Annotated in this window: 11 protein-coding genes; 3 read left to right on the forward strand and 8 right to left on the reverse strand. The window is 63.7% G+C overall.

Annotated features, from left to right (window positions below; all coding sequences use genetic code 11):
* The first annotated feature begins 1 nt into the window (after position 1).
* The gene (locus tag Q8R81_RS07425; protein WP_305616786.1) at positions 2–682 is read left to right on the forward strand and encodes an NnrU family protein; all 681 of its coding nucleotides are present in this window, start codon (positions 2–4) and stop codon (positions 680–682) included.
* An 18-nt stretch (positions 683–700) separates the two neighbouring features.
* Here Q8R81_RS07425 and Q8R81_RS07430 read toward each other — a convergent pair whose 3' ends face one another.
* The 6 genes from Q8R81_RS07430 to Q8R81_RS07455 form a co-directional block, all read right to left on the reverse strand.
* Complete coding sequence (locus Q8R81_RS07430; protein ID WP_305616787.1) at positions 701–3,115, reverse strand: ligase-associated DNA damage response DEXH box helicase; 2,415 nt, start codon at positions 3,113–3,115, stop codon at positions 701–703.
* A 23-nt stretch (positions 3,116–3,138) separates the two neighbouring features.
* Positions 3,139–4,944, reverse strand: a complete 1,806-nt coding sequence (locus Q8R81_RS07435) for a hypothetical protein (protein ID WP_305616788.1) — start codon at positions 4,942–4,944, stop codon at positions 3,139–3,141.
* On the reverse strand, positions 4,941–6,659 hold the full coding sequence (locus Q8R81_RS07440) for an Hsp70 family protein (protein ID WP_305616789.1): 1,719 nt from the start codon (positions 6,657–6,659) through the stop codon (positions 4,941–4,943). The genes Q8R81_RS07435 and Q8R81_RS07440 overlap by 4 nt, the downstream gene beginning before the upstream one ends.
* A 73-nt stretch (positions 6,660–6,732) precedes the next feature.
* On the reverse strand, positions 6,733–8,151 hold the full coding sequence (gene pgmG, locus Q8R81_RS07445) for a phosphoglucomutase/phosphomannomutase PgmG (RefSeq protein ID WP_305616790.1): 1,419 nt from the start codon (positions 8,149–8,151) through the stop codon (positions 6,733–6,735).
* 6 nt (positions 8,152–8,157) lie between these two features.
* On the reverse strand, positions 8,158–8,448 hold the full coding sequence (locus Q8R81_RS07450) for a molecular chaperone DnaJ (protein ID WP_305616791.1): 291 nt from the start codon (positions 8,446–8,448) through the stop codon (positions 8,158–8,160).
* A complete protein-coding gene (locus Q8R81_RS07455; protein WP_305616792.1) occupies positions 8,448–9,287 on the reverse strand; it encodes a division plane positioning ATPase MipZ in 840 nt (279 codons plus the stop codon). The genes Q8R81_RS07450 and Q8R81_RS07455 overlap by 1 nt, the downstream gene beginning before the upstream one ends.
* Before the next feature lie 98 nt (positions 9,288–9,385).
* On the opposite strand from Q8R81_RS07455, the gene panC reads away from it, so the two are divergent.
* Positions 9,386–10,240, forward strand: coding sequence for a pantoate--beta-alanine ligase (gene panC, locus Q8R81_RS07460; protein ID WP_305616793.1), 855 nt, complete (start codon positions 9,386–9,388; stop codon positions 10,238–10,240).
* A 10-nt stretch (positions 10,241–10,250) separates the two neighbouring features.
* Positions 10,251–10,589, forward strand: coding sequence for a DUF2322 family protein (locus Q8R81_RS07465; protein ID WP_305616859.1), 339 nt, complete (start codon positions 10,251–10,253; stop codon positions 10,587–10,589).
* 12 nt (positions 10,590–10,601) lie between these two features.
* On the opposite strand, the gene Q8R81_RS07470 is transcribed toward Q8R81_RS07465, so the two are convergent.
* Complete coding sequence (locus Q8R81_RS07470; RefSeq protein ID WP_305616794.1) at positions 10,602–11,645, reverse strand: sensor histidine kinase; 1,044 nt, start codon at positions 11,643–11,645, stop codon at positions 10,602–10,604.
* A 186-nt stretch (positions 11,646–11,831) separates the two neighbouring features.
* The gene (locus tag Q8R81_RS07475; protein ID WP_305616795.1) at positions 11,832–12,680 is read right to left on the reverse strand and encodes a metallophosphoesterase; all 849 of its coding nucleotides are present in this window, start codon (positions 12,678–12,680) and stop codon (positions 11,832–11,834) included.
* Positions 12,681–12,710 lie beyond the last annotated feature (30 nt).

A 12,710-nucleotide genomic window follows, 5' to 3' on the forward strand; every position in this document is an offset into this window, starting at 1 on the left:
AATGGATGCTTCGTTGGTCCACCTTCTGGTGGCGACTTGTGCTTTTGTGGCAAGCCACTTTATCATGTCAGGGCCATTGCGTGGCGCGCTGACATCTAAATTCGGTGCCCAAGCCTTCCTGCTGTTCTACTCGTTCGTGTCGATTGGCACCTTGGCGTGGGCCATAGTCGTGTTTGATCGTACTGATGCGGGTGCGGCGCTGTGGGACGGGATGCATCCGCTTTCGTGGTTTGTTGCCAGTGTGCTGACAGTCGTCGCCACGGCTTTCCTGCTGCCCTCGTTCGCCCGCAATCCGGCGCTTCCGGGCAAGAATGCAGCGGGGCTTGGCACCGTGATCCCCTCGGGCGTGTTCAAGATCACCCGCCACCCGATGATGTGGGGCATCGCACTGTGGGCTTTGGGTCACATCATCGCCGCGCCCACTGGCCGCTCTATCGTGTTGATGGCCGGGATGATCGTGCTCGCGCTCCTCGGCTCGCACTTTCAGGACAAGCGCAAGGGTGCATGGAACAAGCGCGAATACGGCCCGTGGCTGCGTCGCACTTCGTTCTGGCCGCGCTTTGAACACTTCGGCGCGATCGGCGTGATCTGGATTATCGCCTTTCTGGTGTGGTTCCTGATCACATGGGCGCACTATCAGTTCTTCGGCGTGCCCGCCGGCCTGTGGTTGTGGATCGGCTGATCTCAAGGCGGCTGCCAATCAGTCCGCCCGCATCGCCGCTGCCGCCAACGTTTCCGCTTCCACCAACAACTCATCGTCTGCCGCTCCGGCAGGCGTGGTTTCGCGCCCGATCATCACCAGCACCGGCACGGCCAGCGGGCTGACGCGGTCCAGTTCGACATGGACCAACTGGCCCACCGCCCTGTCGAGCAAGTCGCCCAGCCGCCCCACATCGGTCATCCGTGCCCGCGCATCGGCCCATGCCGCCTCAATCAGCAGGTGATCCGGCTCATACCGGCGCAGCACGTCATAGATCAGGTCGGTCGAAAACGTCACTTGCTTGCCCGATTTGCGCTTGCCCGGATGTTGCCGCTCCACCAGCCCCGAAATCACCGCCACTTCGCGGAAAGCGCGGCGCAGCAGGTGCGATTCCTGCACCCATTCCACAAATTCATGCGCCAGAATATCGGGCGATAGCAGCGGTGCAGGATCACCCACCGGCCGCGCGCCCCACACCGCGAGCGAATAGTCGTTGGCCACAAACCCCAGCGGCACCAACCCGCGCTCGTTCATTCGCCGCGTGATCAGCATGCCGAGCGACTGGTTCGCGTTCCACCCCTCGAAGGTGTAGTAGACTGTATAGTGCTTGTTCTGATGCGGAAAACTCTCCGCCAGCAGCATCCCCGGTCCCGGCAACTTGCTGCGCCAGTCCTGCATTTCCAGCCATTCGCGCACGTCATCGGGAAACCGCGCCCAGCCCGCGCGGTCCACCAACAGCCCCCGCACCCGATCCGAAAGGTGCGTAGTCAGCGGCAGCCGCGCGCCCATGTAGCTCGGAATCTGCCCGGGCTTCTTCGCCGCCCGCACGATCAGTTCCAGATCGCGCACGCCCTCAACCTCAAGGTCCATCCCCGCAAACCGGATCGTATCGCCCGGCGATAGAGACGCGCCGAACCCTTCCTCGACCTTGCCCAGCGAACGCCCGTTGCGGAACCGCACGTCCAGCATCTCGGAATCGACGATGATCCCCGCGTTCAACCGATGCCGTGCCGCGTGCTCAGGATGCGTCAGCCGCCACGTGCCGCTCCGGTCCCGCACGATCCGCTTGAACCTGTCATAGGCGCGCAGCGCGTATCCTCCGGTAGCCACGAAGGCCAGCACCCGCTGCCATTGCGCGTCATCAATCCATCGATAAGGATGGGCCGATTGCACTTCGGCCAGCAGCGCCACCTCGTCAAAAGGCCCCGCACAGGCACAAGCCATCACATGCTGCGCCAGCACGTCCAGCCCGCCCGCGCGGAACTCCTCGCCATCGCGCTTGCCTTCATGCACCGCTTCCTGCGCCGCAAACGCTTCCAGAAATTCAAAGCGATTGCCCGGCGCTAGCAGCGCCCTACTGGGGCAGTCGAGCCGGTGGTTGGCCCGCCCGATCCGCTGCAAAAGGCGCGACGAACCCTTGGGCGCGCCCATCTGCACCACCAGATCGACGTTGCCCCAGTCCACGCCCAGATCAAGGCTGGCGGTGCAGACCAGCGCACGCAATTCGCCCCGCGCCATCGCGCCTTCCACCTTGCGCCGCGCTTCCTTGGACAGCGACCCGTGGTGGATGCCGATGGGCAGCTTGTCTTCGTTCACATCCCACAGCAGCTGGAAGATATACTCCGCCAGAAAGCGCGTGTTGGTGAAGATCAGCGTGGTGTTGTTGCGCCGGATCTCGTCATACAGCTGCGGCACGGCCCACGCTGCTGCATGTCCGCCCCACGGCACGCGCTGGTCCTCGGGGTGCAGGATCGAAAGCTCCGGCTTTGCGCCCTCCTCACCCTCCACCAGCCGCACCGAAGCGGCATTGCCATCGGGCGCAAGCCACGCACAGAAGTCCTGCGGATCGGCCACCGTGGCCGAAAGAGCCACCCGCCGCATGTCCGGCGCAATCCCCTGCAACCGCGCGAGCGCCAGCGCCAGCAAGTCCCCCCGCTTGCCCGTGGCAAAGGCATGGACCTCGTCCACGATCACTCGCCGCAGCCCGGCGAACATCGTTGCCGCCTCAGGATAGCTCAACAGGAGTGACAGCGATTCCGGCGTGGTCAGCAGCACATGCGGCGGCTTGGCCCGCTGTCGTGCCTTGCGATCAGACGGCGTATCCCCGCTGCGCGTCTCGATGCGAACCTTCAGCCCGATCTCGTCCACTGGCGTCAGCAGATTGCGCTGCACGTCATGCGCCAACGCCTTCAGCGGCGAGACATAGAGCGTGTGCAGCCCATCGCCCGGCGGATCATCGCCCGCAAAGTCCGCCAGTGTCGGCAGGAACCCCGCCAGTGTCTTGCCAGCCCCGGTATCGGCCACCAGCAGCGCATGCTGCCCTGCACGTGCGGCCTCAAGCATCTCGGTCTGATGCCGCCGCACGCGCCAGCCCCGCGCGGTGAACCATTGGGTGATCGATGCGGGGAGTGTCATTGCCCCTTTATGTAGGCGCGCGCTCACAGAACCGAAAGGATGGCCTCGCGTTCCTTGCCCGGCCACGCCAGCGCCGCGTCGATCAGCGCAATCGTCACCGCACACTGGTCGGCATCAGAACCCTGACCATTCATCGCTTTGCGGATACGCTCTTCGGGAATGCCGGACAGCGTCATCACCTTGTCCACCAGCGCGCCGGGCACTTGCGCATTGCCCGGCGCAATCCGCGCAGGCGGACCAAGCTGGCTGGCATCAAGCATCCGCACCGCCAATTTGCGCTCCGCGCCCAGCACTGCATCGGGCACCGCCACTTGCCGATCCATCCTGCGCGTGCGGACAAAGGCCATGCACTGCGCCGCACCCACCTCGCGCGCGGCCCGCAGCAGGTCAGCGCGCACCTGTTGCACATCGGCTAGCAGCGGCCCTTTCTCCACCAGCGCGGTGGCATACATCCGCTCTCGCACCAGATCGTGAACCTTGGCCGTATAGGCCGCCGCGTCGCTGCCATCGCTGCGCGCAATCGTGCGGTTGGCGGTGAACAGGGCGGCAAGGTCTGGCTGGAGCGATTTCAGCCCGTCCAGCGTGATTTCCGGGCCGAAGATCCGGTTCAGTGCGCCCTGGATTGCCTTGCCATCCTCGGCAATCTCGCTGGCCGATAGCGCGACCGGCGGTGGCGGGGTTGATCCGTCGGGCGTCCGGTCGGCCAGCGCAAAGCGCAGGATCTGCACCACCAGAATCGCTGCAAATATCCATAGCCGCGTTTTGCTGAACCAGCCAGAACCCGTGTCCGCACCCTCGGGCTTGTCCCAAAGCGCCACACGCCACGGATCAAAGTGATGTTCGATTTCGGGAAAGTTCTTGCGCACGCCCGCCAGCAATTGCTCCACATCGGCGCGCTTCACGAACCAGCCCTTGCGACTGCCCTGCTGCGCCGGCGTGGTCAATTCCACCCACGCCTTGTGCAGCGGATGCTTTGGTTCCAGCACTTTCTCGCGGAACCGCAATCCCCGCAGCCGCGCATTCAGGAATGCCACCGATGGCCGCTCTGATACCTGCCCGCGCTCGCTTTCCCAGCCGAACACTGCCGCCGCAGGCTCCAGCAACGGGGCGGAACGTGGCCAAGCCCCGGTCAGCAGGCGCGCCAGCCAGTTGTCGATCTCGTCAAAGGCGGTCACGCTTACCGTTTCGGCATGGCGCAGCACCGCTTTCAGATGGCCCAGCGCCATCGCCTCTTCCCACCCTTCCAGCGGGGGTGGCGTGGCGTCTCTGGCATCCTGCGGCTCGTCCACATAGAGCAGCCGGTGCAGGGCCTGTTCGTGCGCCCACGCGGGCATGACCGCATCGGACGTGGCTTCCAGCCCCAGCAGGACGGGCCGCGCAAAGGGATCGCGCCCCACCCCGATGGCCTGTTCCGCCGGCGCCTGCGCTGCCGAAAAGCCCGTCGTCACGTCCAGCTTGGGCGCGTTATCGCCCAGCCGCGTCGTCAGGCTCGGATCGGCTTCACCCCGCGCGGAAGGTGCAGCATAAAGCCAACTTGAGGTTTCGGATTCTTGATGCGATTCCAAAGCCCTGGCCGGTTGTGGGTCCGGCTCGGACGCGTCTATTGGCGTCACCCCGGCGAAGGAATCAAATTCATCCTCCACCGCCGGCTTTGCCTGCATCCTTGCCCAGCGCAGCGCTGCATCACGTGCCTCGCGCAGGCGGGCATAGCCATCGACGTCCTTGTCGATGTCCATTGCCTTCAGCCGCTCGGCATAGGCGCGACGGATCGCCGCCACGTCGGGCGTCTTTTTGATCCCGAGGACTTGCCAGGCCTGAGTCGGTGTCAAAGCGGCGGGTTCGCTTCCAGCATGTCGAGCAGCCCGCTAAGGTCCGCCGCTGCATCGGCAATCCGGCGCGGGTCCTGGCTGTCGAGAGCGGTCACGAACATGCGCGTGCGGTCACCCACCACCGCGCGCACATCGCCCAGAAACTCCTCGTAACACCGCTCTGCCCGCGCCAGCAGCATCTGGTTGGTCGCCTCTTCGCGCGGATGGTGCTTCAGCGCGGCCAGCGCCTTGCGCCGCGATTCCAGATCGCTGGCGGCCTTGCGATCTTCCTCGTCGATGATCACCAGATTGTGCTTCGCGCCGGTCAGTGGCACTTCCACGTCCACTTCCAGCAGCCCCGAACTGTCATAGGAAAAGCGCACATCGATGGCCACTTCCCCCGCAGGGCGCGGCGGCACCGGCACTTTCAGCTGGCCCAGATGGACATTGCCCGAAACTTCGCGCGCCTCGCCCTGATAGATCTTCACCTCGATCTGTTTCTGCCCATCACCCATCGTGCTGAACACGCCCGATCGGCTGACCGGCACCGGCGTGTTGCGCTCTATAATCGGGGAAAACAGCCCCTGCTGCACCGTGCCCCGCGCTGAATGCTCTGCCGTTTCAATGCCCAGCGTGAACGGGCAGACATCGGTGATGCGGATTTCCTCAAGACCGCTATCGCGTGCGATCAGACCGCCCTGAATTGCCGCGCCCAGTGCCACGGCGTGGTCAGGGTGGACCGATGAATTGGGGAACCGCCCGAACAGCCGCGTGATCGCCTTGCGCACCAGCGGCATGCGCGTCGCCCCGCCCACCAGCACCACTTCGCTCAAACTCGCAGCGTCGATCTGGCTGTCGCGCAAGGCCCGCACCACCGGATCGCGCAAACGCCGGATCAGCCCTTCGGCCTGCGCTTCAAACTCGCTGGCGGTGACGGTGGTGGAAAGCCGCGCGCCCTCCACGGTCAGTGCAAACTCCGCGTCCTGCCCGTCGCTCAACCCCCGCTTGGTGCGCTCGGCTGCCTGCAACAGCAGCGCTTCGGCGCGGCGTTCATCGATCTTGCCCAGCAGGCCATCGGGATCGAGCCGCCCGCGCACCGCTGTGGCAATGGCGCTGTTGAAATCGTCCCCGCCCAGCCGGTTGTCTCCGGCAGAGGCGCGCACTTCGACAATGCCTTCGAACATCTCGACGATGGACACATCGAACGTGCCCCCGCCCAGATCGAACACCAGAAACGGCTCGCGCTCTTCCTTGTCCTGCAATCCAAAAGCCAGCGCGGCAGCCGTCGGCTCGTTGATCAGGCGGCGTACCGTCAGCCCCGCCAGCTCGCCCGCCCGGCGCGTCGCCTTGCGCTGGCGGTCGTTGAAATAGGCAGGAACGGTAATCACAGCCTCGGTCGGGCGCGTGCCGGTGTGGGCGGTTACGTCATCGCGCAGGGACATCAGCACCAGCGCGGACAATTCTTCGGCAGAGAATTCCTTTTTGCCCAGCTTCTGCTTGCGGTCCGTGCCCATCAGGCGCTTGAAACTGGTCGCGGTCGCCCCGTCTTTCAGGCCCACACGCTCCAGCGCGGCGGCGCCGACCAGCGTATTGCCATCGGGCAGGACCGAAACTGCAGACGGCGTCAGCGCCGCGCCCAACGCGTTTGGCACAAGGACGGCCTCGCCGCCGTCTTCATTGTTCTGCCATAGGGCCACCGCGCTGTTGGTGGTCCCCAGATCGATCCCGATGAGCATTCGTCTTCCCGCGCTTTCAAGGCAGAGCGTGATGCGTCAGCGGCTGCGGATTTGGCAAGCGCAAAGCGGCGGTTCAGCCGCGTTTGAGGCCGACAGCGGCAAGACGCGCGTCCACTTCGGCCAGCAGGCCCGCCAAACCCTCGTCGCTGGTGCTTTCGGCGCGCACCACCAGCACATCCTGCGTGTTCGATGCGCGCAGCAGCCACCAGCCATCGGGCGTTTCCACGCGCACACCATCAATCTGGTGTACCTGGACCCCGTCGGGCACGCCATCGGCGATCAGTTGGCCCAGCACTTCGTCCACAACCGCAAACTTGCGCGCTTCGTCCACCTGAAAGCGAAGCTCGGGCGTAGCGATCCTTTCAGGCATCGCATCGCGCAGCGCGGTGAGGCTCATTCCGATTCGGACCGTGGCCGCAATCAGGCGGACGGCAGCATAAAGCGCGTCATCGTAGCCGAAGTATTTGTCGGCAAAGAACATATGCCCGCTCATTTCACCGGCGAGCGGGGCACCAGTCTCCTTCATTTTGGACTTTAGCGGTGAGTGCCCGGTCTTCCACATCAGTGGTTTTCCACCCAGCTCTGCGATGCGCTCAAACAGCGTGGAACTGGCCTTTACATCGGCGATAACCATTGATTCCGGGGCATTCCGCAGCAAGTCTTCGGCGTAGATGCCCAGCAACTGATCACCCCAGATCACCCGCCCCTTGCTGTCCACCGCTCCTATCCTGTCGCCATCGCCGTCAAATGCCACTCCAAAGTCGAGGCATTGCTCCGCGACAGCGGCGCAAAGATCGGTGAGGTTGCCCTCAATCGTTGGATCAGGATGATGGTTGGGAAAATGGCCGTCCACGCTCGTATAAAGAAGGACATGGTATCCCGGCAGGCGCGCGGTCAGCGCGTCGATGATGGGACCAGCCGCGCCGTTTCCGGCATCCCAGCCGATGCGCAAAGCGTTGAGGGCTCCGCGATCGATCCCATCCAAAGCGCCGAGCAAGCAATCGACATAGGCTTCAGCAATGTCGGCGCATTGGACGCTGCCGTTCCCGCTCACCCATGCGGCTTCATCAGCGATGCGCCCGAGATCGATTATGTCGGACCCAAAGAACGGAGCGCCTTCAAGTACCATCTTGAAGCCATTGTGATTGGCGGGATTGTGGCTGCCGGTTACGTGAACGCCGCCCTGCACATCTGGAAATAGGGCTTTTGCGGCAGGTGTCGCCGCAAAATACAGCATCGGGCTTGGCCCCAATCCGATCCGCACCACATCCAAGCCACTCGCCGTCAGCCCTTCGACCAGCGCGTGTTCCAGCATGGGTGAACTGAGCCGGCCGTCATACCCCACCGCCACCCGATTGCCGCCGCGCTGACGCACCACGCTGCCAAAGCTGCGGCCCACCGCATGGGCATCTTCAACTGACAGCGTCTCGCCAAAAACGCCGCGAATGTCGTATTCGCGCAGGATCGAGGGGTGGAATTTATGCCCCGTCATGCGGGATCAGGAGCCGCGCCGGTCGGACAGGCGGGCGAGCAGCAGGTCGCGCGCGGCGTTGGCTTCGTGAACCGCCTCGTTGGTGCCGCCACGGTCGGGGTGGACTTTCTGGATCAGGCGGCGGTGCGCTTCGATCACATCATCGTAGGCTGCATCTGCGTTCAGGCTGAGCAGATTGCGTGCCTTCTTCTCGTTCCGGTCGCGCGGATCGCCAGCCAGAAGTTCCCACGGCCATCGCCCGGCGAGCAGCTTGCAGGCAACGCACGCCAAGGCGACAATCGTGAGCAGTTTGATCATCAGGCTGCGCTCTCAAGTGCGATCTTGGTGCTCCTAGGTGCATCTAGAGGCAGTTCAGGATTAAGCTTCGGAAGGTTCAATCCGCCGACCAGAGTGCGCAGTTCCTGACGCGCCACAAGGTGGCTGGTGCCCAGCTCTCCCAAGTGGCCTTTATCCAGCAAAGTCAGGCCACTGGGGAACAGTTCGCGGTAGATCACGCGCTCCGAAAGGCCGCTGGCCACACGGAAACCTACACGCTTGGAAAGCTCGGTCAGCGCGGTGTCGATGCGCTTCTGGTTGCGCGCTTCGGTAAAGCCGGTGCGGTTGCGCACGACCACCCAATCCATCTCCCTGCGCGCATCTTTGATCGTCGCCATCGCCCGCTTCTTGCGCGCTTCCCAGATCAGTTCGGCGTAGAATGACAGGCGGCGCACCTTGAAAGTCTCAGCGTCCACCTGTCCGATCAGATCGAAGTCCACAAAGCTGTCGTTCAGCGGCGTCACCAGCGTATCGGCGCGGGTGGCGACGTGGCGGGCGAGGGGATCATCGCGGCCCGGCGTGTCGAAAATCAGGAAATCGTGGGACTCGGAAAGCCGCGCGGTCATTGCGTCCAGTTCTTCGATGCTGTCGCCCGAATAGACTTCGAAAGTGGCGGTTGGCAGCGAAATGTCGCGGCGGCGCATGGTTTCGGCGCGGTTTTCGAAATAGCGGTGCATCGTGCGCTGGCGGGAATCGAGATCGATTGCGGCCACGCGCGCGCCCTGACAGGCCAGCGCAATGGCGACGTGGACCGCCGTGGTGGATTTGCCGGTTCCGCCTTTTTCGTTGGCGAAGACGATGCGATGCGGACCGGTGGACAAGGCTGGATACTCTCTGTTGTGCAGATCAGGCGGGCTTGCGAGAGGCTGCCTGCCCCCCTATCGCCCTTGTGTTCCGACTTAGTGGAGTGGGTGCCAAGGTGCAAACGATCAACCGGCTGGAAGACCTGCGCAACGCGGTCGACGCGCTTAAAATCGGGGGAAAAACCATCTCCTTCGTGCCCACAATGGGCGCGTTGCACGAAGGCCACCTGACGCTTGTGCGCGAGGCCCGCCGCGCCGCAGACCACGTGGTGTCCTCGATCTTCGTCAACCCGCGCCAGTTCGGCCCGACCGAGGATCTGGACGCCTATCCGCGCCGCATGGCCGCCGATGCCGCGCTGCTTGAGGCAGAAGGCGTTGCCATTCTGTGGGCACCCACCGTCGATCAGATGTACCCGGATGGCTATGCCACAAACATCAGCGTTTCGGGCGTGAGCGAAGTGGCATGTGGTGCCGCGCGGCCCGGCCATTTCGATGGCGTGGCCACGGTGGTGTGCAAGCTTTTCAACCAGGTGCGGCCCGATGTGGCGCTGTTTGGTGAAAAGGACTGGCAGCAACTGGCGGTGATCCGCCGCATGGCCCGCGATCTGGACCTGACGCAGCCGCACGCAGGCAACATCATCGGCGTGGAAACGGTGCGTGAAGCCAGCGGCTTGGCCCTCAGCAGCCGCAACCAGTATCTGACCCCGGCTGAGCGCGAGCAAGCCGCGCAGCTTTCGGGCGCCATGCGCCGCGCGATTGCTGCGATCGAGGGCGGGGCAGACGTGACCGAAAGCCTCGATACGATGAAGGCCGAAATCCTCGCCGCCGGGTTCAACTCGGTCGATTACGGCGATCTGCGCGATGCGGCTACGCTGGAAAACCTGTTCGCATGGGACGGGCGCAAGGCGCGCCTCCTTGTTGCTGCGCGGATCGGTGCGGCACGATTGATAGACAACATGGGTGTGGGCTGATTTTATGGCGATTATTCAACCAGGCGCGTCGTTCAAGGACAACCTTGCGCAACTTCCTTCGATCGAAGGCGTCGCGCGCATCGACCTGATCGACGCAAGTGGCGCGGTGGTGGCGCGCATTCCCAATGAAGCGGGCAAGCAAGGCTCGCTGTCGGTCTATCAATATCTTGGCCAGCACTTCGGCGCGCTGACGCCGGAAGCTGCCGAACACGGGCTTGCGATTTTCGGCGAGCATACCGCAGACGCCAAGGCCAGACCGGGTGCCCATCCGAATATCGACCGATTGCTGGATGTCATTGCGCGTGGCGTCCCGCTCAACATCGAGGTGGCGCTCGTCGGCTCCGATTAAGGACCGGCGGTTTCAGGCCTTCTCGGCACAACTCTCGCTGATGATCGTGACTTTTGTCCCCGGGCCGTTGTCGGTGATCACGATTTTGCTGTGAAGCTGCTTTGCCAGAGCATGGATGATGCCCGTTCCCAGACCCGCATCTGCCGGGTCCGGTTCGCTGTCCATGCCTATGCCGTTGTCCGCGACCGACAGGCTCCATCCATCAGATGACGAGCCATATTCGACCGCGATGGCACAGTCCTTTGCGCCTTCGGGGAAGGCGTGTTTCAGGCTGTTGATGACCAGTTCGGTCACGATCAGGCCAAGGCTGACCGAAATCGCGCTGCTGGTGACCGTAGCATCGGCTTTCACCGTCAGGCTGATCGGCACGGCATCGCTGATCATCGATGCCCCTATGCTGTTGCACAGATCGGTAAAATAGGGGCCAAGCGCAACTTCGTCGGCACTGCTGAGGGCCAGCTGATGCTGGAGCGTGGCGATGGACATGACCCGGCGGTGCGCATCGCGCAGATGCGTGCGGGTTTCTTCGGACTGCACCCGGCGCACGCTTTGCATCAGGATGCTGGCGATGATCTGCAGGCTGTTGGCAACGCGGTGCTGCAGTTCCTGCAGCAGCAAATGCTTGTCCCGGACAAGATCGTCGTTGACCCGCTGGGTATGCCGAACCTCGGTCACGTCTGTTGCGCCGAGCACGAGGTAGGTTCCTTCGCCTTCGGGCATGCCCAGCAGGTGCGCGCTGATGATCAACTGGCATGGCGTCCTGCCTGGCCGCACAAGGTCGATCTCATAGGCTTCGACTGCGGCCCGGCCGGCCACTGTCGTCTGCAAAAGCGAGCGTAACTGGGGCAAGTTCCATTCACCTGCGCCAAGCGCAAACATCGATTGGCCTACCACTGTGGAAGCATCGAGCGCAAAGGCGCGGCAGAACGACCCGCTGGCCGCCAGCACCAGAAGACCTTCATCCAGCAGCAGCAAGGGTGTGCTGGATGACATGACCAGCGCCATGCCAAGGCTGTTTGCAGCCGAGGAGGGAGCGCCGGGCTTCGAGATATCCATGCCCTGCGGCCTTAGGGTGCCCGGAGACCTGCGCAGCGCAAGCCATAAACCGGGTGGTCAAACAATGGAGCAATGACCTGCGTCTTTTGTTCGCAGGATCAGGCGCTGGAAGTATTCACGCCGCTATCCAACCAGTTGTTGGGCTGTAGCACGTGTGCGCCGGGTCAACCAATTATAGTTTGCCATTCAATAGACTGGCGGATCAAACTTGGGCACAGCCCCGATCGGGGCGACCGGCTCGCCTTCGGCCCTTGGCGGAAGCGCATTCTCGGGCACATCCTCAATCATCATGTCGCGGCTGGACACGTGTTCGAGGTTGCGGACGCGGACCGTGATCTGGCCATCGTGCAGCGTCAGTTCGTTGAAGCTGGGCGGCGTGGAGCGGACGCGCTGGCTGAGCGTGCCCGCGCCGATCATGCGCACGGGACCGTTCTTGGTCGGGTGGATCAGATCGAACGGATCATGGACATGGCCGGACAGGACGGCGAGGACGTTGCGTTTGGCGAGTTCGGCGAGTGCCTTGTTCCCGCCGCGCGTCAGGGCCTTGCCGCGCGTGCCTGCTTCCACCAGCGGGTGGTGGCAGGTAACGACGGCGCGGGTGCCGGGGGGCAGGGCGTCTATTGCCGCAAGGGTGTGGCGCAGGGCGGCCGCGCCGACATTGCCCTTTGACCAGTTGAGCCGCAATTGTGCGCGGGCGGTGGTTTTCAGCGGGACCACGGCGACTCCGGGCAGATCGATCTCGCGTTCCAGCACCGATTCTATCGCGCGGAACCGGCGGTAGGGATCGGTGAACCGCTCTATCAGGTTGAAATAGGGCAGGTCGTGATTGCCGACCTCAACCGTGACGGGCACAACCAGCGCCATGATCCACTGGCAAGCAGCGGTGAATTCGCGGTGGCGCGCGCGCATCGTCAGATCGCCGGTGATCGCCACCACATCGGGCTTTTCGCGCGCGATGCATTGCGCCACCCAATCGAGCGCGTCGCGATCTTCAAGGCCGAAGTGAATATCGCTGATGTGGAACAGACGGGTCATAATGGTGGCGTGATCGACGTTGGGATGCCG

Source organism: Novosphingobium sp. (assembly GCF_030696665.1).
Lineage (GTDB): Bacteria > Pseudomonadota > Alphaproteobacteria > Sphingomonadales > Sphingomonadaceae > Novosphingobium.

Bases quoted from the DNA above. Each gene is read 5' to 3' on its own strand.
- Q8R81_RS07425 (WP_305616786.1), top strand. From the start codon at position 2: ATGGATGCTTCGTTGGTCCACCTTCTGGTGGCGACTTGTGCTTTTGTG.
- Q8R81_RS07430 (WP_305616787.1), bottom strand. From the start codon at position 3,115: ATGACACTCCCCGCATCGATCACCCAATGGTTCACCGCGCGGGGCTGG.
- Q8R81_RS07440 (WP_305616789.1), bottom strand. From the start codon at position 6,659: ATGCTCATCGGGATCGATCTGGGGACCACCAACAGCGCGGTGGCCCTA.
- pgmG (WP_305616790.1), bottom strand. From the start codon at position 8,151: ATGACGGGGCATAAATTCCACCCCTCGATCCTGCGCGAATACGACATT.
- Q8R81_RS07450 (WP_305616791.1), bottom strand. From the start codon at position 8,448: ATGATCAAACTGCTCACGATTGTCGCCTTGGCGTGCGTTGCCTGCAAG.
- Q8R81_RS07470 (WP_305616794.1), bottom strand. From the start codon at position 11,645: ATGGATATCTCGAAGCCCGGCGCTCCCTCCTCGGCTGCAAACAGCCTT.
- Q8R81_RS07475 (WP_305616795.1), bottom strand. From the start codon at position 12,680: ATGACCCGTCTGTTCCACATCAGCGATATTCACTTCGGCCTTGAAGAT.